Consider the following 18,558-nt stretch of genomic DNA (forward strand, 5'->3'; position numbering starts at 1 on the left):
ACAACAAGAATAATCACTGTGGCCTAAGGGCCGAGGACAGCAACGATGTCGGATTACATCCAAGAGCAGGGTGCGGCGGCCAGCAGCTCCAGCCGCCGTGAAGAGCGCAAGATCATTTTCGCGTCATCCCTCGGGACGGTTTTCGAGTGGTATGACTTTTTTCTCTATGGTGCGCTGGCAGCGGTCATCAGCAAGCAATTCTTCGCTGGGGTGAACGACACCACGGCCTTCATCTTCGCCCTGATGGCCTTTGCTGCGGGCTTTCTGGTACGGCCCTTTGGCGCGCTGGTGTTCGGCCGCCTGGGTGACATGATCGGGCGCAAGTACACCTTCCTGGTCACCATCGTGCTGATGGGCCTGTCCACTTTCGCGGTGGGGTTGTTGCCTACCTACGCCAGCATTGGCATTGCCGCACCGATCATTCTGGTAATCCTGCGCATGTTGCAGGGGCTGGCGCTGGGCGGCGAATATGGCGGTGCGGCCACTTACGTGGCCGAGCATGCGCCCCCCGGCAAGCGTGGCTTCCACACCGGTTTCATCCAATCCACTGCAACCTTGGGTCTGTTGCTGTCGCTGCTGGTGGTACTGGGCAGCCGCTACATCAGTGGTGACCAGTTCGAAACCTGGGGCTGGCGCCTGCCGTTCCTGCTGTCGATCGTGCTACTGGCCATTTCCACCTGGATCCGCATGAGCATGCACGAATCGCCTGCGTTCGTGAAAATGAAGGCCCAGGGCAAGATCAGCAAGTCGCCGATCCGTGAGTCGTTCACTTCCTGGCCAAACCTGAAAGTGGTGCTCACCGCACTGTTCAGCATCAACGCCGGCCAAGCCGTGACCTTTTACACGGCACAGTTCTACGTGCTGTTCTTCATGACTCAGATGCTGAAGATGGACCCCGCCCAAGCCAACACCCTGTTGATTATCAGTGTGGTGATCGGTGCGCCATTCTTCGTGTTCTTTGGCTGGCTGTCGGACCGCATCGGCCGAAAGCCGATCCTGATGCTCGGCCTGCTGTTGGCCACGGTGCTGTACTTCCCGCTGTTCAAGGCCCTGAGCCATTACGCCAACCCACAGATTGACGCCGCCAGCCGTCAGGCGCCGATCGTGGTTACCGCCGACCCGCAAAGCTGCACCTTCCAGTTCGACCCCGTGGGCAAGGCACGTTTCGACAGCCCGTGCGACAAGGTCAAGACCTTCCTGGTGAAGCAGGGCCTGCCGTACAGCTCGGTAAGCGTGGCCGGCAGCGATGTGGTGGTGAACATTGGTGAAAAGACCATCAACGGCTTCGACGAAACCGCCATGCGCTCTGCAATCGAGCAGGCGGGCTACCCGGCCAAGGCCGACCCTGAGCAGGTCAACCAGGTGATGGTGGTGGTGCTGATCGTGGCGATGATCCTGATCGCGACCATGACCTATGGCCCGTTGGCGGCGGTGATGGTCGAGCTGTTCCCGACCCGTATCCGCTACACCTCGATGTCGCTGCCCTATCACATAGGCAATGGCTGGTTCGGTGGCTTCCTGCCGACCGTATCGTTCGCGCTGGTGGTCTATACCGGGGATATCTTCTACGGGCTGTGGTACCCGGTGCTGGTGACCGGTATCAGTCTGGTGGTGGGGATCTTCTGCCTGAAAGAAACCAAGGACGTCGATATCGACAAAGTCTGATGCTGTCTGCATGCCATAAAAAAACCGGCTGTAAAAGCCGGTTTTTTTATGCCTCGAAAAAACTTATGCACGATTTTCAAGAAAATGTAATGCACAGAAATAAACAGATAATTCAAACACTTAGAGATCACTTTAAGCATTTGATGGAAAAATTGCTCACAAGTTATCCACAGATGATCAGGCCATCTGCTCCTGGGGCTTTTCCGCAGCTGGTGGCAGCGAGCCCATGGCCCGCTGGGTTGCCTCGTTCCACGCCGCAGCGCGGTCGTTGAGCTCGGCGATAGCACGTGGCCCGGTACCATTGGCGTACATCGGCTCGCCAATGACCACCTCGATGGTACCGGCACGCTTGCCCCAACCGGTCTTCGGCCAGAACTTGCCGGCGTTGTGGGCAATTGGCAGCACCGGCAACCCGGCATTCACAGCCAGTGCGGTGCCGCCGCGGGAGAACTTGCCGATCGTACCGAACGGCACGCGTGTACCTTCCGGGAAAATCAGCACCCAGGTTTTCTGCTTGAGCAGCTCGTCACCCTTGCTCGCCACCTGGCGCAGCGCTTCCTTGGGGTTGTCGCGGTTGATGGCGATCGGCCGCAGCATGGCCATGGCCCAGCCGAAAAACGGCACGTACAGCAGCTCGCGCTTGAGCACCTGGCTAAGCGGTGAGAAGTACTGGGACAGGAAGAAGGTTTCCCAGGTGCTTTGGTGATTGGACAGAATCACGCAAGGCTCATCCGGTACGTTCTCGGCGCCAGTGATCTTGTAGTCGATACCCAGGATGGTACGCACCAGAAACAGCGCGCAGCGGCACCAGTACACGTTGATGAACTTGTAGCGCTTGGGGAACGACAGGAATGGCGCGATGAAGAAGCTCAGCGAGCACCACAGCAGCGAACTGGTGCCCAGCAGCAGGTAAAAAAGAAAGATTCTGATCGCCTGCAGGATCGACATAGTGGCTTGTACCATTGCGGGGCATGCCCGCCTGAGAAAAATGCGCCCGAAGGCGCACTGTTTAAATTAGTTCTCTGGCGATAGCTGCCAGATCGTCGAAAATCAGTGTAGTTTCCGGGACGCCTTTTTCCAGGGTCCGCTCGCCCTTGCCGGTTTTCACCAACACGGGCTGTGCACCGACGGCCAGGGCAGCCTCCAGGTCACCTTTGCTGTCGCCGACGAACCAGACGCCTTCAAGGCCGGCCTGGTAATGCGCGGCGATCGCCCGCAGCATGCCAGGCTTGGGCTTGCGGCAATCGCAGCCTTCGTCTGGCCCGTGCGGGCAATACACGATGTGGCCCACTTCGCCACCCTGCTCGGCCACCAGCGCACGCAGGCGCGCGTGCATGGCTTCGAGGGTTGCCAGCGGGTAATAGCCACGGGCAATGCCGGACTGGTTGGTGGCCACAGCCACCGTCCAGCCGGCCTTGCTCAACTGCGCGATCGCTTCGACCGAGCCTGGGATCGGCACCCACTCTTCCAGCGTCTTGATGTAGGCGTCGGAGTCGTAGTTGATCACCCCGTCACGGTCGAGAATCAGCAGTTTCAAGGCTTACCCCAGCAGCGAAATGTCGGCCACGCCCAGGAACAGGCCGCGCAGGCGGCTGAGCAGGGCATAACGGTTGGCACGTACCTTGGCGTCTTCGGCGTTCACCATCACCGCCTCGAAGAAGGCATCGACCGGGTCACGCAGGGCGGCCAGGCGGGCCAGCGATTCGCTGTACTGGCGTGCAGCAGCCATCGGTTGCACGGCCTGATCGGCCTGCTGGATGGCCGAGTACAGGGAGAACTCGTTGGCGTTGTCGAAGTACTTCGGCTCGACCTGTTCGGCGATGGCGCCTTCAGCCTTGCTCAGCAGGTTCGATACACGCTTGTTCACCGCGGCCAGGGCTTCGGCTTCCGGCAGCTTGCGGAAGGCCTGCACGGCCTGCACGCGCTGGTCGAAGTCCAGGGCCGAGCCTGGCTGCAGGGCACGTACCGACAGGTAAGTGGCGACGTCGATGCCTTCGTCTTCGTAACGCGCACGCAGGCGGTCGAAGATGAACTCCAGCACCTGCTCCGCCAGGCCAGCGGCCTTGACCTTGGCACCGAACTGCTTGACCGCGAACTCGACCGCACCGGTCAGGTTCAGGTCCAGCTGCTTCTCGATCAGGATACGCAGCACGCCCAGCGCGGCACGGCGCAGGGCATACGGGTCCTTGCTGCCGGTAGGCAGCATACCGATGCCGAAGATGCCGACCAGGGTGTCGAGCTTGTCGGCGATGGCCACGGCAGCACCGGTGAGGGTCTGCGGCAGCTCGGCGCCAGCACCGCGCGGCATGTACTGCTCGTTCAGGGCCAGGGCAACGTCTTGCGGCTCACCGTCGTTGAGCGCGTAGTAGTAACCGGCAACACCCTGCATTTCAGGGAATTCGCCGACCATTTCGGTGGCCAGGTCGCACTTGGACAACAGGCCCGCACGGCCGGCACGCTGGGCGTCGCCACCGATCAGCGGGGCGATGAAGGCAGCCAGCTTGGAAACACGCTCGGCCTTGTCGTACACGGTGCCCAGTTGAGCCTGGAACACCACGTTTTTCAGGCGCTCGTTGAAGGTTTCCAGCGGCTGCTTCTTGTCTTGCTTGAAGAAGAACTCGGCGTCGGTCAGGCGTGGGCGCACGACCTTCTCGTTGCCTTGCACGATCTGCTTCGGGTCGCGGCTTTCGACGTTGGCCACGGTGATGAAGCGCGGCAGCAGCTTGCCTTCGCTGTCCAGCAGGCAGAAGTACTTCTGGTTGTCCTGCATGGTGGTAATCAGGGCTTCCTGCGGCACCTCGAGGAAACGCTCCTCGAACGAGCACACCAGCGGCACTGGCCACTCGACCAGGGCGGTCACTTCGTCCAGCAGCGCCGGCGGCACGATGGCCGTGCCTTCCTGCTGCATGGCAAGCTCGGCGGTACGCTTGCTGATCAGCTCGCGGCGCTCAGCGAAGTCCGCCAGCACGTAGGCTTTGCGCAGGTCTTCGACGTAGTTGGCCGGGGTGGTGATCACCACGTTTTCCGGGTGGTGGAAGCGGTGACCACGGGATTCACGGCCGGCCTTCTGCGACAGGATAGTGCAGTCGACCACCTGGTCGCCCAGCAGCATCACCAACCATTGGGTTGGGCGCACGAACTCTTCACGGCTGGCCGCCCAGCGCATGCGCTTGGGGATCGGCAGGTCGTTGAGCGAATCCTCGATGATGGTCGGCAGCAGGCTGGCGGTGGCCTTGCCCGGAATGTGCTGGGAGAAGCGTAGCTTGGCGCCGCTCTGGTCGATTTCGGCCAGCTCTACGCCGCACTTCTTGGCAAAGCCCAAGGCTGCCTGGGTCGGCTCGCCGTCTTTGAAAGCAGCCTGCATGGGCGGGCCGTCGATGTTGATGCTGCGGTCAGGCTGCTGCACGTCCAGCTGGCGGATCAGCACGGCCAGGCGACGTGGCGCGGCGTACACCTGCTTGCCGGTGTAGTTCAGGCCAGCGGCCTGCAGGCCTTTCTCGATGCCGGCCAGGAAGGCGTCGCCGAGGCTGGCGAGGGCCTTGGGTGGCAGCTCTTCGGTGCCCAGTTCTACCAGGAAATCTTGAGCACTCATTGTGCAGCCTCCAGCTTAGCCAACACTTCGTCACGCAGTTCAGGGGTGGCCATCGGGAAGCCCAGGCGTGCGCGGGCTTGCAGATAGCTTTGCGCCACGTCCCGGGCCAGGGTACGTACACGCAGGATGTAACGCTGGCGCTCGGTTACCGAGATGGCGCGGCGGGCGTCCAGCAGGTTGAAGGTGTGTGAGGCCTTCAGGACCATTTCGTAGGTCGGCAACGGCAGGTCCAGCTTGATCAGGCGGTTGGCTTCGCTTTCGTAGAAGTCGAACAGTTCGAACAGCTTGTCGACGTTGGCGTGTTCGAAGTTGTAGGTCGACTGCTCCACTTCGTTCTGGTGGAACACATCGCCATAGGTGACTTTGCCGAACGGGCCGTCGGCCCACACCAGGTCGTACACCGAGTCCACGCCCTGGATGTACATGGCCAGGCGCTCCAGGCCGTAGGTGATTTCACCGGTAACCGGGTAGCACTCGATGCCGCCTACCTGCTGGAAGTAGGTGAACTGGGTGACTTCCATGCCGTTCAGCCAGATTTCCCAGCCCAGACCCCAGGCGCCGAGGGTCGGCGATTCCCAGTTGTCTTCGACGAAGCGGATGTCGTGCACCAGCGGGTCCAGGCCGATGGCTTTCAGCGAGCCGAGGTACAGCTCCTGGAAGTTGGCCGGGTTGGGCTTGAGCACTACCTGGAACTGGTAGTAGTGCTGCAGGCGGTTTGGGTTTTCGCCATACCGCCCGTCGGCAGGGCGACGGCTAGGCTGCACGTAGGCGGCGTTCCAGGTCTCTGGGCCGACGGCGCGCAGGAACGTGGCGGTATGGAAAGTGCCGGCGCCTACTTCCATATCGTAGGGCTGAAGCACCACACAACCTTGAGCTGCCCAGTAGTTCTGCAGGGCGAGGATCAGGTCTTGGAAGGTACGCACGGCTGGCGTAGGCTGGCTCACGAAATTCACCTGTATCTGGGGATGCGGATGTAAAGAGCGGGAGTATAACCTGATTCGCCTCGCCCTCTACTCATTGGAGCCTTATGCCACGCTGCTTTTGGTGTACCGACGATCCGTTGTACCAGGCCTACCATGACCAGGAATGGGGAACGCCCCAGCGTGACCCGGCGTTGCTCTTCGAGATGCTTTTGCTCGAAGGGTTCCAGGCCGGGCTTTCGTGGATCACCGTTTTGCGCAAACGCGAACGATATCGCCAGGTGATGTACGGCTTCGACCCGGTGAAACTGGCCGCCATGAGCGACGAACGCATCGAAGAACTGATGCAAGATGCCGGCATCATTCGCAATCGCCTCAAGCTCAAGGCTGCGCGGCGCAACGCGCAAGCCTGGCTGGCTGTGGATAACCCTGCGCAATGGCTGTGGTCGTTCGTCGGCGGCGAGCCGAAGATCAACCACTTCAAGGGGCGCGGCGAAGTGCCGGCTGTCACCGACGAAGCCACGGCCATGAGCAAGGCCCTGCAGAAAGCCGGCTTCACCTTTGTCGGCCCGACCATCTGCTACGCCTTCATGCAGGCCACCGGCATGGTCATGGACCACACCACCGATTGCGATCGCTACGCCGCCTTGTTGCGCTGAGGGGTTACAATGCGCGCCTTGCTGAAATAAGGAATTCGCCTGTGGAAAAGTTCAAGGGCGCCCTGATGGTCGGGGTGCTGCGCCTGTTTGCCAAGCTGCCCTGGGGCGCTGTACAGCGCGTCGGCGCGGGTATTGGCTGGCTGATGTGGAAAGTCCCCAACGGTTCGCGCAACGTGGTGCGGATCAACCTGGCCAAGTGTTTCCCCGAGATGGACCCGGTTGCCCGTGAGCAGCTGGTTGGCCAGGCGCTGCGGGATATCGGCAAATCCTTTGTCGAAAGTGCCTGTGCCTGGATCTGGCCGCCGCAGCGTTCGCTGGAGCTGGTCAAGGAAGTGCACGGCCTGGAAGTGCTGGAGCAGGCCCTGGCCTCGGGCAAGGGCGTGGTGGGTATTACCAGCCACCTGGGCAACTGGGAAGTGCTGAACCACTTCTACTGTAACCAGTGCAAACCAATCATCTTCTACCGCCCGCCAAAGCTGAAGGCGGTGGATGACCTGCTGCGTGAGCAGCGCGTGCAGATGGGCAACCGCGTGGCGCCTTCGACCAAGGAAGGCATCCTCAGCGTCATCAAGGAAGTGCGCCGCGGTGGCCAGGTGGGCATTCCTGCCGACCCGGAGCCTGCGGAATCGGCAGGGGTGTTCGTGCCGTTTCTCGGCACCCAGGCGCTGACCAGCAAGTTCGTGCCTAACATGCTGGCGGGTGGCAAGGCGGTGGGGGTGTTTCTGCATGCGCTGCGGCTGCCGGATGGTTCGGGCTTCAAGGTGTTTCTGGAGGCGGCGCCCGAGGAGATGTACAGCACCGACGTCAACGTGTCGGCGGCGGCGATGAGCAAGGTAGTCGAACGCTATGTGCGCGAGTACCCGAGCCAGTACATGTGGAGCATGAAGCGCTTCAAGAAGCGACCGGCTGGCGAGCCGCGCTGGTATTGAGATTTTTGGGGGCGCTTTGCGCCCCTTTCGCGACACAAGGCCGCTCCTACAAAGGATCGCGGTCACCTGTAGGAGCGGCCTTGTGTCGCGATGGGCTGCAAAGCAGCCCAGACAATCTCAGACCTTGTTGAGCTTCTTGAGGAACACGGTCATCTCTTTCTCGGCCTGCTTGTCCCCATGGGCCTGCGCCGCCACGATTCCGTCTTCCCAGGCCTTGCGTGCTGCCGTCAGGTCACCCTGCAACTGATACGCCTTGCCCAGCAGCTTCCATGCTGCGGAATATTTCGGGTCCTGCTCAACACAGCGCGCCAGGTGCACCGCCGCTTCAACGCCGTTGCCTTCATCCAGCCAAGCCTTGCCCAGCCCAAACCTGAGCAGCGGGTTATCCACACCCTTGGCCAGCATCTTCTCCAGCGATTCGCGCATGCCCTCTTCTCCTAGAAGAAACTCAAGCCGACGTGGAACAGCTTTTCCACATCGCGAATATGCTTTTTATCCACAACGAACAGGATCACATGGTCCCCCGATTCGATCATGGTGTCGTCGTGGGCGATCATCACTTCTTCGTCACGGATGATCGCACCGATCGTGGTACCCGGTGGCAGGGCGATGTCTTCGATGGCCTTGCCGACCACCTTGCTCGACTTCGAATCCCCGTGCGCCACGGCCTCGATGGCCTCGGCCGCGCCGCGGCGCAGCGAATGCACGCTGACGATGTCGCCCCGGCGCACGTGCGCCAGCAGGGTGCCGATGGTTGCCAGCTGCGGGCTGATGGCGATGTCGATATCGCCGCCCTGCACCAGGTCGACATAGGCCGGGTTGTTGATGATGGTCATCACCTTGCCCGCACCCAGGCGCTTGGCCAGCAGCGACGACATGATGTTGGCTTCGTCGTCGTTGGTCAGGGCCAGGAAAATATCGGCATCGGCGATGTTCTCTTCGAGCATCAGGTCCTTGTCCGAGGCACTGCCCTGGAGCACCACAGTGCTTTCCAGGGTATCGGACAGGTGCCGGCAACGGGCCGGGCTCATCTCGATGATCTTCACCTGGTAGCGGCTTTCGATGGCTTCGGCCAGACGCTCGCCGATCTGCCCGCCGCCGGCGATGACAATGCGCTTGTTGGTTTCGTCGATGCGCCGCAGTTCGCCCATCACGGCGCGAATGTCCTTTTTGGCGGCGATGAAGAACACTTCGTCGTCAGCCTCGATCACTGTGTCGCCACGCGGAGTGATCGGCCGGTCGCGGCGGAAGATGGCCGCCACGCGGGTGTCGACGTTGGGCATGTGCGCACGTATCTGGCGCAGTTGCTGGCCGACCAGCGGGCCGCCGTAGTAGGCCTTTACCGCCACCAACTGGGCCTTGCCTTCGGCGAAGTCGATTACTTGCAGCGAGCCTGGGTGTTCGATCAGGCGCTTGATGTAGTTGGTCACCACCTGCTCGGGGCTGATCAGCACGTCCACCGGGATGTGGTCGTTGTCGAACAGCTCTTCGCGGGTCAGGTAGGACGATTCACGCACCCGGGCGATCTTGGTCGGGGTGTGGAACAACGAATAGGCCACCTGGCAGGCGACCATGTTGGTTTCGTCGCTGTTGGTGACCGCCACCAGCATGTCGGCGTCGTCGGCACCGGCCTGGCGCAGCACCGTCGGCAGCGAGCCGCGGCCCTGCACGGTACGGATGTCCAGGCGGTCGCCGAGGTCGCGCAGGCGGTCGCCGTCTGTATCGACCACGGTAATGTCGTTCGCTTCGCTGGCCAGGTGCTCTGCCAGCGTACCGCCTACCTGCCCTGCGCCAAGGATGATGATCTTCATCCGCTACTCCCTACCCTGTGTGCTTATCCGCGTGAGGCGGCGATCTTGATCAGCTTGGCATAGTAGAAGCCGTCGTGGCCGCCTTCCTGGGCCAGCAACTGGCGGCCGTGGGGCTGGCGCAGGCCGGCCTCGGTGGCCAGGTCCAGCTCACGGGCACCTGGGGTGCGGGCGAGGAAAGCGTCGATTACTTCGGTGTTCTCGGTCGGCAGGCTGGAGCAGGTGGCGTACAGCAGCATGCCGCCTACTTCAAGGGTTGGCCACAGGGCGTCGAGCAGCTCGCCTTGCAGCGCTGCCAGGGCCGGGATGTCGTCGGCCTGGCGGGTCAGCTTGATGTCTGGGTGACGGCGGATCACGCCGGTGGCCGAGCATGGCGCGTCGAGCAGGATGCGCTGGAACGGTTTGCCATCCCACCAGCTGGCGGTGTCGCGGGCATCGCAGGCGATCAGCTCGGCGTCGAGCTTGAGGCGGTCGAGGTTTTCGCGCACGCGGATCAGGCGTTTGGCTTCGAGGTCGATGGCCACGACGTGGGCCAGGCCGGCTTCGGCCTCCAGCAAGTGGCAGGTTTTGCCGCCCGGTGCGCAGCAAGCGTCGAGCACGCGCTGGCCGGGGGCCAGTTCAAGCAGGTCGGCGGACAGCTGCGCGGCTTCGTCCTGCACACTCACCCAGCCCTCGGCGAAGCCTGGCAAGCCGCGCACGTCACAGGCCTCGGCCAGCACGATGCCGTCACGGCTGTACTGGCAGGCGCTGGCGCCAATGCCCGCTTCGGCCAGCAGTGCCAGGTAGGCATCGCGGCTGTGGTGACGGCGGTTGACCCGCAGAATCATCGGCGGGTGGGCGTTGTTGGCGGCGCAGATGGCTTCCCATTGCTCGGGCCAGAACGCTTTCAGCGCCTTCTGCAGCCAGCGCGGGTGGGCGGTACGCACCACTGGGTCGCGCTCCATGCTGGCGAGCAGTTCCTCGCCTTCGCGCTGGGCGCGGCGCAGCACGGCATTGAGCAGGCCCTTGGCCCATGGCTTCTTCAGCTTGTCGGCACAGCCCACGGTTTCGCCGATGGCGGCGTGGGCCGGAATGCGGGTGTAGAACAACTGGTACAGGCCGACCAGCAGCAACGCCTGCACATCGGCGTCAGCGGCCTTGAACGGTTTCTGCAGCAGTTGGGCGGCCAGCAGGTCGAGGCGTGGTTGCCAGCGCGCGGTGCCGAACGCCAGGTCCTGGGTCAGGCCACGGTCGCGTTCGTCGACCTTGTCCAGTTGGGCCGGCAGCGAGCTATTCAGCGAGGCCTTGCCGCTAAGCACAGCGGCAAGGGCACGGGCGGCAGCGAGGCGTGGGTTCATTGGCCCAGCACCTTGCCGGCGGCGAACTTCTCGCGGCGGCTGTTGAACAGGTCGCTGAAGCTCAGCGCCTTGCCGCCAGGCAATTGCAGGCGGGTCAGGCTCAGCGCCTGGTCACCGCAAGCAACGACGAGACCGTCCTTGCTGGCGGAAAGGATTTCGCCCGGGGCGGCCTTGCCTGTGGACAAGTTGGCGGCCAGCACCTTCACGCTTTCGCCATCGAGGGTGCTGTGGCACACCGGCCACGGGTTGAAGGCGCGGATCAGGCGCTCCAGCTCGACGGCCGGGCGGCTCCAGTCGATGCGCGCCTCGTCCTTGTTCAGTTTGTGTGCGTAGGTCGCCAGGGCATCATCCTGTACTTCACCTTGCAGCGAGCCGTCGGCCAGGCCGGCGATGGCCTGTACGACGGCAGGCGGGCCCATCTCGGCCAGGCGGTCGTGCAAGGTGCCGCCGGTGTCGTCGGCACTGATCGGGGTGACGACCTTGAGCAGCATCGGGCCGGTGTCCAGGCCAGCTTCCATACGCATCACGGTTACGCCGCTCTCGGCGTCGCCGGCTTCCACGGCGCGCTGGATCGGTGCCGCACCGCGCCAGCGTGGCAGCAGAGAGGCGTGGCTGTTGATGCAGCCCAGGCGCGGGATATCCAGCACCGCCTGCGGCAGGATCAGGCCGTAGGCGACCACCACCATCAGGTCTGGCTTCAATGCGGCCAGTTCGGCCTGGGCATCGGCGTTGCGCAGGGTCTGCGGCTGGAACACCGGGATGTCATGGGCCACGGCCAGTGCCTTGACCGCACTTGGCATGAGCTTCTGGCCACGGCCGGCTGGGCGGTCGGGCTGGGTGTAGACGGCCACGATCTCGTAGGGGCTGTCGAGCAGGGCCTTGAGGTGTTCGGCGGCAAACTCTGGAGTGCCTGCAAAGACGATGCGCATGGAGTTCTCGCTTCAAAAAAGAAAAAGGCTTGCCGGAGCAAGCCTTCTGGAAGGTGGGGATCAGGCTTGCTGGCGGTGCTGCTTTTCCAGTTTCTTCTTGATCCGGTCGCGTTTGAGCTGCGACAGGTAGTCAACGAACAGCTTGCCGTTGAGGTGATCGAATTCGTGCTGCACGCACACCGCCAACAGGCCTTCGCATTCCAGCTCGAACGGCTTGCCGTCGCGGTCCTGGGCCTTGACCCGAACACGCAGCGGGCGGTCGACGTTCTCGTAGAAGCCGGGCACCGACAGGCAACCTTCCTGGTACTGGCCCATGTCGTGGGTGAGTTCTTCGACCGTGGGGTTGATGAAGACGCGCGGCTCGCTGCGGTCTTCGCTGAGGTCCATGACCACGACCTGCAGGTGCACGTTGACCTGGGTGGCGGCCAGGCCGATACCAGGGGCTTCGTACATGGTTTCAAACATGTCGTCGATCAGCTGACGCAGGGCGTCGTCGAACTCCGTCACCGGTTTGGCGATAGTGCGCAGGCGCGGGTCCGGGAATTCGAGAATGTTCAAGATGGCCATAAGGTCAGGCAGTCACTGTGCGTTCGGTTGAAAACTGAGCACACATAATAAAGGGAAACGGGCATTTCGGCACCTGGCAAGCTCGTCTAGGGTGTCTATGGGCTTGATAGCCCCCAATCAATGGACAGCTTTTCAAAGTGTTACTCACAGAGTTATCCACAGGTTGTGCCACGTAAATGGCCCTGTTTCGATCAAGGACGATCCTCATGCCCCGTTACCATTCGTCGCTCTGCCCGCCTGCCGAACTTGAGGCGCGATTACGTCTGCATCGCCTGCCCGAGACAGGACTGCGACGTTTTCGCACCTTGCTCGATGCCTTCGGCAGTGCCTCTTGCGCGCTCAGTGCGCCCGGTGCGGCCTGGCGAGCGTTGGGCATCCCGCAAGCCACCATCGATGCCCGGCGCAGTGCCGAGGTACGAGATGGGGCGCTGGCCGCAATGGCCTGGTTAGAGCGCCCGGGCCAGCATTTGCTGATGTGGGACGACCCTGGCTACCCTGCCTTGCTGGCAGAAACCGACGATGCCCCACCACTGCTTTTCGTTGCGGGTGAACCGGCCTTGCTCGACCGCCCTCAGCTGGCCATCGTGGGCAGCAGACGTGCTACACCCCCGGCGCTCGACACTGCCCGGGCATTTTCCCGCTATCTCGCACAAGCCGGTTTCACCATTACCAGCGGGCTGGCGGTAGGTGTCGACGGTGCCGCTCATCGGGCCGCGTTGCAGGCCGGTGGGTGCACGATTGCCGTGCTCGGTACGGGGCTGCAAAAACTTTATCCACAGCGCCATCATGAGCTTGCGCAGGCGATGATCGACAATGGCAGTGCGCTGGTTTCCGAGTATCCGCTGGATGCCGGGCCACTGCCCGGCAATTTCCCGCGGCGCAATCGCATCATCAGCGGCTTGTCGCTGGGCGTGCTGGTGGTAGAGGCCAGCCTGGCCAGCGGCTCGCTCATCACGGCGCGCCTGGCGGCCGAGCAAGGCCGCGAGGTGTATGCCATTCCGGGTTCCATTCACCACCCGGGGGCCAAGGGCTGTCACCAGCTGATCCGTGATGGGGCGCTGCTGGTGGAAAGTGTGGAGCAGATCCTGGAAAGCCTGAAGGGTTGGCAGAACCTGCCGCCTGCAGTTGTGGACAGGTTCGAGCATCCCCTGCTTGCCCTGCTGCATGCAGCACCGCAAACCAGCGAAAGCCTTGCGCACTGCTGCGAGCTGCCGTTGGCCGAAGTATTGGCGCAGCTGACCGAGCTGGAGCTGGACGGCCGGGTCAGCAATGAAGCCGGGCGTTGGTTTGCCCGCGCGGGCTAAGTACACTGCTCACATGCAAGGTATAGAGGCGGAGAAACAGCAATGGTGAGCAGTTTTCGTGTGCAACAAGCCGCACGTGAGATCCGGGCGGGCGCAGTAATCGCCTACCCGACGGAAGCGGTCTGGGGCCTTGGCTGCGACCCATGGAACGAGGACGCGGTGTATCGCCTGCTGGCGCTGAAATCGCGGCCTGTGGATAAAGGGCTGATCCTGATCGCCGACAACATCCGCCAGTTCGACTTCCTGTTCGAGGACTTCCCGGAAGACTGGATCGAGCGCATGGGTAGCACCTGGCCGGGGCCCAATACCTGGCTGGTGCCGCACCAGGACCTGTTGCCCGAATGGGTGACCGGGCAGCATGACACCGTGGCGCTGCGGGTCACTGACCATCCGCAGGTGCGTGAACTGTGCGCGCTGGTGGGGCCGCTGATTTCCACCTCGTGCAACCCTGGCGGGCGCCCGGCGGCCAAGACCCGGTTGCGGGTTGAGCAGTACTTCCATGGCCAGCTGGACCTGGTGTTGGGTGGGGCGCTGGGTGGGCGGAAGAACCCTAGTGTGATTCGTAACCTGGCTACTGGCGAAGTCGTTCGGCCTGGCTGATACCTATCCACAGGCCTGGCGGATGACCCGCTCCCACAGGGGGCCAATGTCCCAGGTGTTAGCCTTGATGCTTTCTTTGCCTGTGAGATCGAGCGCCGCCCGCGCGCCGCATCGCGAGCTGCGCTCGCTCCTACGTTTGTTTTGGGCCAGTCATGCCTGTTACAGGCGCGCGCGACCGCCTTGTTTGTACGACACGATATCGCGCCATGCGCCAATGGGGGCCGCGCGCAAATGGCACAGGAATAATTGGCCCGAAACAAACGTAGGAGCGAGCGTAGCTCGCGATGCGCCGCGCGGGCGGCGCTCGATTTACGCAGCGCCATAGAAACCAAGGCAAGCGCTTGGTTGCCATTACGCGGTCTGCGTAGTGCGCCAAATCGATTGGGGGGCGTAGGCATACCTACCCGAAAAAACAAAGGCCGCATAAGCGGCCTCAATGGTAAGGATGTACTCGCCCGGATAACTTGAGCTCAGCCGGCGCACCAGTACAACCTGAACAGGGAACGCTACGCTTCCAAACCAGCACGGTCAAGGCAGCCCCCTTTTTCTCGCGTGCTGTGCATGCGCCTCCTGTTGCCTTCTAAATGATCAGAGTTTTCTGATTATTACCAAAATGGCTGTCCAGCCGGCCGCTTCGGAAATATCCTACGACCCGCGTCCTCTGCCGTCACCTTCTCAGCGGGAACCTCTGCCCTTAGGCTTAAACTGTCGCCGAATAACTTGGCGATCGGGTGTGGTAACCCGGGTTCAGAGAGATCTTGGCAGTCCATGGCGGCTGTTCGCAGGAGGCTTCGTGCCTGCTGGGTTTTAGATCTCTCACCCGGTTTACCACCCTGCGTACAGCTGCCACCCATTCGTGTGGTAACGACTGGGTGGGGCCATGAAGCGAGATCTAATGATGAAGAAAATTGTTCCAGATCCACCCCTACCCTGCACCTCCACCCGCTCCTTCGGCCGCTGCGACGCCGGCCATGACCCGCTCTTCACCGTCAACCCGAACATTTCCGCCGAGGACGCTCTGGTCCACGTAGCCCTATACCTGCGCAGCGCCTACGAAACCGGGTACAAAGCCCTGGACTACATGCGTGAAGAAGGCCGTGGCATGTTCTGGTCGAACCTGCATGCGATTGAAATGGCGGAGGGTGTGATTGAGGCGATACTCGATGGCATCGAGTCGACCCCACCACCGGCAAACCGACCCTTAAAGGCATAGCGCAGCTATCGAAGCCGACACAGTACCTGTGGGAGCGGGCATGCCCGCGAACACCGGCAAAGCCGGTGCCATGCACTGCGGTGGCATCTTCGCGGGCATGCCCGCTCCCACAGGGAATGTGTCGGGTTCAGGGGATCAGTACAGTCGACCCCACAGTCCTGCGCGCCGACAGCTCAGCCTGTGCCTTGGCCGCCTCGCTCAGCGGATACCGCTGCTGGATATCCACAACCAGCTTGCCACTGCCAATCATTGCAAACAGGTCATCGGCCATGGCCTGGGTGTTCTCGGCATTGTTGGCATAGGTGGCCAAGGTCGGCCGGGTCACATACAGCGAGCCCTTCTGCGCCAGAATCCCCAGGTTCACCCCGCTCACCGCGCCCGAGGCATTGCCGAAGCTCACCATCAGCCCACGTGGTTGCAGGCAGTCCAGCGAGGTCAGCCAGGTATCGGCGCCCACGCCGTCATACACCACCGGGCATTTCTTGCCGTCGGTCAGCTCCAGTACTCGCTTGGCCACATCTTCATGGCTGTAGTCGATGGTTTCCCATGCCCCCAGCGCCTTGGCCCGTTCGGCCTTCTCGGCAGAACTCACGGTACCGATCAGCTTGGCGCCCAGGGCCTTGGCCCACTGGCACGCCAACGAACCCACGCCACCCGCTGCCGCGTGGAACAGGATCACGTCGCCCGGTTTGACTTCATAGGTCTGCTTCAGCAGGTATTGCACGGTCAAACCCTTGAGCATCACCGCTGCCGCCTGCTCGAAGCTGATGTTGTCGGGCAGCTTGACCAGGTTGGCCTCCGGCAGCGTATGCACCTCGCTGTACGCACCCAGCGGCCCGCCGGCATGGGCCACGCGGTCACCCACTTTCAGCCGGGTCACGCCCTCGCCTACGGCCTCGACCACACCGGCCGCTTCTGTGCCCAGGCCAGAAGGCAGGGACGGCGGCGCATACAGCCCGCTGCGAAAATACGTGTCGATGAAGTTCAGGCCGATGGCATGGTTGCGCACACGCACCTGCTGCGGCGCGGGCGGGGCGGGTTCGAATTCCACAAACTGCAGCACTTCCGGGCCGCCATGCTGGCTGAACTGGATACGCTTGGCCATCTCGCACTCCTGTCGTCGGGATCGGGAAAGGCCTTCTATCGGACGCCTTTGCTTGATCGCCGTCAACTGCGGCGCGCGGGCTGGCGGTGGTATGCTACGCGGCGAATTCTTCCCTGCCCGTTTCTGGTGACCCGATGACTAGCCGCACCGAGGCCGTGAAAGCCTACCTGCTCGACCTGCAAGACCGCATCTGCTCTGCCCTCGAAACAGAAGACGGCGGCGCCCGCTTCGTCGAGGATGCCTGGGTGCGCGAAGCCGGTGGCGGGGGCCGCACGCGGGTGATCGGCGACGGCAAGGTGATCGAGAAAGGCGGGGTCAACTTCTCCCATGTGTTTGGTGCCGGCCTGCCGCCCTCGGCCAGTGCCCACCGCCCTGAACTGGCTGGCCGTGGCTTCGAGGCCCTGGGTGTGTCGCTGGTGATTCACCCGCACAACCCGCATGTGCCCACTTCTCATGCCAACGTGCGGTTCTTCATCGCCGAGAAGGAAGGTGAAGAAGCCGTGTGGTGGTTTGGCGGCGGCTTCGACCTGACGCCGTACTACGGCAATGAAGAAGATTGCATCCACTGGCACCATGTGGCCGAGCAGGCCTGCGCGCCCTTCGGCGCCGACGTGTACCCACGCTACAAAGCCTGGTGCGACCGCTACTTCCACCTCAAGCACCGTGGCGAGCCACGCGGTATCGGCGGCCTGTTCTTCGATGACCTGAACGAGTGGGACTTCGACACCTGCTTCGCCTTCATCCGCGCCATTGGCGATGCCTACGTCAACGCCTACCTGCCGATCGTCCAGCGCCGCAAGGACACGCCTTACACCCCGCAGCAGCGCGAGTTCCAGGAATACCGTCGCGGCCGTTACGTGGAGTTCAACCTGGTGTACGACCGTGGCACCCTGTTCGGCCTGCAGTCCGGTGGCCGCACCGAGTCCATCCTCATGTCGCTGCCGCCTCAGGTGCGTTGGGGCTACGACTGGAAGGCTGCGCCCGGCAGCGAAGAAGCGCGCCTGACCGAGTACTTCCTGCAGGACCGCGACTGGCTCGGCCAGTAAGCCTGTGGATAAACAAGGAGCCGTCATGGACCAGTACGTCGTTTTTGGTAACCCCATCGGCCACAGCAAGTCGCCGCTGATCCACCGCCTGTTTGCCGAGCAGACCGGCCAGGACCTGGAATACGCCACCCTGCTGGCGCCGCTGGACGAGTTCAGTGATTGCGCGCGCGGCTTCTTCAAGCAAGGCAGCGGCGGTAACGTCACCGTGCCGTTCAAGGAAGAAGCCTACCGCTTGTGCGACAGCCTGACCCCGCGTGCCCAGCGCGCTGGCGCAGTGAACACGCTGAGCAAGCTGGCTGATGGCACCCTGCAGGGTGACAACACCGATGGCGCTGGCCTGGTGCGCGACTTGACGGTGAATGCCGGGGTCGAGCTTGCCGGTAAGCGCATTCTCATCCTGGGGGCCGGTGGCGCCGTGCGTGGCGTGCTGGAGCCCATATTGGCGCACAAGCCGCAATCGTTGGTAATTGCAAACCGGACGGTGGAAAAGGCCGAGCAGCTGGCGCGTGAGTTCGATGAGCTGGGCCCGGTGGTGGCGAGCGGGTTCGCCTGGTTGCAGGAGCCGGTGGATGTGATCATCAACGCCACCTCGGCGAGCCTGGCCGGGGAAATGCCGCCGATTGCCGACAGCCTGGTCGAGGCGGGGCGTACGGTTTGCTACGACATGATGTATGGCAAGGAGCCTACGCCGTTTTGCCAATGGGCCGCTGACTTGGGCGCTGCAAAGGTGCTGGATGGGTTAGGGATGCTGGCTGAGCAGGCGGCTGAAGCCTTCTTTATCTGGCGTGGGGTTCGGCCTGATACCGCGCCGGTGTTGGCGGAGCTGCGACGGCAGCTCGCTCGGGGCTGAGATTGTCGGGGCCGCTTTGCGGCCCATCGCGACA

At 62.7% G+C, this 18,558-nt stretch carries 18 protein-coding genes; 8 read left to right on the forward strand and 10 right to left on the reverse strand.

The window, feature by feature from the left end; genetic code table 11:
- Positions 1-45: 45 nt before the first annotated feature.
- Positions 46-1,665, forward strand: coding sequence for an MFS transporter (locus APH35_RS17955; RefSeq protein ID WP_060493246.1), 1,620 nt, complete (start codon positions 46-48; stop codon positions 1,663-1,665).
- Positions 1,666-1,842: 177 nt separating this feature from the next.
- Here APH35_RS17955 and APH35_RS17960 read toward each other — a convergent pair whose 3' ends face one another.
- From APH35_RS17960 to glyQ, 4 genes are read right to left on the reverse strand one after another with little or no spacing between them, the layout of a single operon-like run.
- A complete protein-coding gene (locus APH35_RS17960; protein WP_012269866.1) occupies positions 1,843-2,628 on the reverse strand; it encodes a lysophospholipid acyltransferase family protein in 786 nt (261 codons plus the stop codon).
- A gap of 46 nt (positions 2,629-2,674) precedes the next feature.
- Positions 2,675-3,202 carry a D-glycero-beta-D-manno-heptose 1,7-bisphosphate 7-phosphatase gene (gene gmhB / locus APH35_RS17965; protein ID WP_012269867.1) on the reverse strand — a complete coding sequence of 176 codons (528 nt, stop codon included), beginning with the start codon at positions 3,200-3,202 and terminating at the stop codon, positions 2,675-2,677.
- Positions 3,203-3,205: 3 nt separating this feature from the next.
- A complete protein-coding gene (gene glyS, locus APH35_RS17970) occupies positions 3,206-5,257 on the reverse strand; it encodes a glycine--tRNA ligase subunit beta (protein ID WP_012269868.1) in 2,052 nt (683 codons plus the stop codon).
- Complete coding sequence (gene glyQ / locus APH35_RS17975) at positions 5,254-6,201, reverse strand: glycine--tRNA ligase subunit alpha (protein WP_012269869.1); 948 nt, start codon at positions 6,199-6,201, stop codon at positions 5,254-5,256. Before glyQ ends, glyS begins: the two co-directional genes overlap by 4 nt.
- Positions 6,202-6,284: 83 nt before the next feature.
- On the opposite strand from glyQ, the gene APH35_RS17980 reads away from it, so the two are divergent.
- Both APH35_RS17980 and APH35_RS17985 read left to right on the forward strand, forming a co-directional pair.
- Positions 6,285-6,836 (forward strand): DNA-3-methyladenine glycosylase I, encoded by a 552-nt coding sequence (locus APH35_RS17980; protein WP_012269870.1) that lies wholly within the window; start codon positions 6,285-6,287, stop codon positions 6,834-6,836.
- A gap of 41 nt (positions 6,837-6,877) precedes the next feature.
- Positions 6,878-7,765 (forward strand): lysophospholipid acyltransferase, encoded by an 888-nt coding sequence (locus APH35_RS17985; protein ID WP_012269871.1) that lies wholly within the window; start codon positions 6,878-6,880, stop codon positions 7,763-7,765.
- 117 nt (positions 7,766-7,882) lie between these two features.
- On the opposite strand, the gene APH35_RS17990 is transcribed toward APH35_RS17985, so the two are convergent.
- The 5 genes from APH35_RS17990 to def are packed head-to-tail and all read right to left on the reverse strand — an operon-like array spanning position 7,883 to position 12,406.
- On the reverse strand, positions 7,883-8,191 hold the full coding sequence (locus tag APH35_RS17990) for a tetratricopeptide repeat protein (protein ID WP_012269872.1): 309 nt from the start codon (positions 8,189-8,191) through the stop codon (positions 7,883-7,885).
- Between the two features lie 11 nt (positions 8,192-8,202).
- Positions 8,203-9,576 (reverse strand): Trk system potassium transporter TrkA, encoded by a 1,374-nt coding sequence (gene trkA, locus APH35_RS17995; RefSeq protein ID WP_012269873.1) that lies wholly within the window; start codon positions 9,574-9,576, stop codon positions 8,203-8,205.
- Positions 9,577-9,599: 23 nt separating this feature from the next.
- On the reverse strand, positions 9,600-10,910 hold the full coding sequence (rsmB, locus tag APH35_RS18000; protein WP_060515214.1) for a 16S rRNA (cytosine(967)-C(5))-methyltransferase RsmB: 1,311 nt from the start codon (positions 10,908-10,910) through the stop codon (positions 9,600-9,602).
- On the reverse strand, positions 10,907-11,839 hold the full coding sequence (gene fmt, locus APH35_RS18005; protein ID WP_060515215.1) for a methionyl-tRNA formyltransferase: 933 nt from the start codon (positions 11,837-11,839) through the stop codon (positions 10,907-10,909). Before fmt ends, rsmB begins: the two co-directional genes overlap by 4 nt.
- A 60-nt stretch (positions 11,840-11,899) precedes the next feature.
- A complete protein-coding gene (gene def / locus APH35_RS18010; RefSeq protein WP_012269876.1) occupies positions 11,900-12,406 on the reverse strand; it encodes a peptide deformylase in 507 nt (168 codons plus the stop codon).
- 206 nt (positions 12,407-12,612) lie between these two features.
- On the opposite strand from def, the gene dprA reads away from it, so the two are divergent.
- The 3 genes from dprA (at position 12,613) to APH35_RS18025 (ending at position 15,523) form a co-directional block, all read left to right on the forward strand.
- Entirely contained in the window at positions 12,613-13,710 is a 1,098-nt protein-coding gene (dprA, locus tag APH35_RS18015; RefSeq protein ID WP_060515216.1) for a DNA-processing protein DprA, read from the forward strand.
- Positions 13,711-13,752: 42 nt separating this feature from the next.
- Positions 13,753-14,310 carry an L-threonylcarbamoyladenylate synthase gene (locus APH35_RS18020; RefSeq protein ID WP_060515217.1) on the forward strand — a complete coding sequence of 186 codons (558 nt, stop codon included), beginning with the start codon at positions 13,753-13,755 and terminating at the stop codon, positions 14,308-14,310.
- A gap of 895 nt (positions 14,311-15,205) precedes the next feature.
- Positions 15,206-15,523, forward strand: coding sequence for a hypothetical protein (locus APH35_RS18025; RefSeq protein WP_060515218.1), 318 nt, complete (start codon positions 15,206-15,208; stop codon positions 15,521-15,523).
- A gap of 127 nt (positions 15,524-15,650) precedes the next feature.
- Here the strand turns inward: APH35_RS18025 and APH35_RS18030 are convergent, their stop codons facing one another.
- On the reverse strand, positions 15,651-16,628 hold the full coding sequence (locus APH35_RS18030; protein WP_012269880.1) for an NADPH:quinone reductase: 978 nt from the start codon (positions 16,626-16,628) through the stop codon (positions 15,651-15,653).
- 134 nt (positions 16,629-16,762) lie between these two features.
- Between APH35_RS18030 and hemF the strand changes: the two genes are divergently transcribed.
- Both hemF and aroE read left to right on the forward strand, forming a co-directional pair.
- Entirely contained in the window at positions 16,763-17,674 is a 912-nt protein-coding gene (gene hemF, locus APH35_RS18035; protein ID WP_060515219.1) for an oxygen-dependent coproporphyrinogen oxidase, read from the forward strand.
- A gap of 25 nt (positions 17,675-17,699) precedes the next feature.
- Entirely contained in the window at positions 17,700-18,524 is an 825-nt protein-coding gene (aroE, locus tag APH35_RS18040; protein ID WP_060493241.1) for a shikimate dehydrogenase, read from the forward strand.
- The last annotated feature ends 34 nt before the right edge of the window (positions 18,525-18,558 follow it).

The organism is Pseudomonas sp. NBRC 111132 (genome assembly GCF_001320565.1).
In the GTDB taxonomy this organism is placed as follows: domain Bacteria; phylum Pseudomonadota; class Gammaproteobacteria; order Pseudomonadales; family Pseudomonadaceae; genus Aquipseudomonas; species Aquipseudomonas putida_P.

Coding starts and splice junctions, on each gene's coding strand:
- APH35_RS17955 (WP_060493246.1), top strand. CDS start 46: ATGTCGGATTACATCCAAGAGCAGGGTGCGGCGGCCAGCAGCTCCAGC.
- APH35_RS17960 (WP_012269866.1), bottom strand. CDS start 2,628: ATGGTACAAGCCACTATGTCGATCCTGCAGGCGATCAGAATCTTTCTT.
- APH35_RS17990 (WP_012269872.1), bottom strand. CDS start 8,191: ATGCGCGAATCGCTGGAGAAGATGCTGGCCAAGGGTGTGGATAACCCG.
- APH35_RS18020 (WP_060515217.1), top strand. CDS start 13,753: ATGGTGAGCAGTTTTCGTGTGCAACAAGCCGCACGTGAGATCCGGGCG.
- hemF (WP_060515219.1), top strand. CDS start 16,763: ATGACTAGCCGCACCGAGGCCGTGAAAGCCTACCTGCTCGACCTGCAA.
- APH35_RS18030 (WP_012269880.1), bottom strand. CDS start 16,628: ATGGCCAAGCGTATCCAGTTCAGCCAGCATGGCGGCCCGGAAGTGCTG.
- rsmB (WP_060515214.1), bottom strand. CDS start 10,910: ATGAACCCACGCCTCGCTGCCGCCCGTGCCCTTGCCGCTGTGCTTAGC.
- def (WP_012269876.1), bottom strand. CDS start 12,406: ATGGCCATCTTGAACATTCTCGAATTCCCGGACCCGCGCCTGCGCACT.
- fmt (WP_060515215.1), bottom strand. CDS start 11,839: ATGCGCATCGTCTTTGCAGGCACTCCAGAGTTTGCCGCCGAACACCTC.
- trkA (WP_012269873.1), bottom strand. CDS start 9,576: ATGAAGATCATCATCCTTGGCGCAGGGCAGGTAGGCGGTACGCTGGCA.
- APH35_RS17980 (WP_012269870.1), top strand. CDS start 6,285: ATGCCACGCTGCTTTTGGTGTACCGACGATCCGTTGTACCAGGCCTAC.
- dprA (WP_060515216.1), top strand. CDS start 12,613: ATGCCCCGTTACCATTCGTCGCTCTGCCCGCCTGCCGAACTTGAGGCG.
- aroE (WP_060493241.1), top strand. CDS start 17,700: ATGGACCAGTACGTCGTTTTTGGTAACCCCATCGGCCACAGCAAGTCG.
- APH35_RS18025 (WP_060515218.1), top strand. CDS start 15,206: ATGATGAAGAAAATTGTTCCAGATCCACCCCTACCCTGCACCTCCACC.
- glyS (WP_012269868.1), bottom strand. CDS start 5,257: ATGAGTGCTCAAGATTTCCTGGTAGAACTGGGCACCGAAGAGCTGCCA.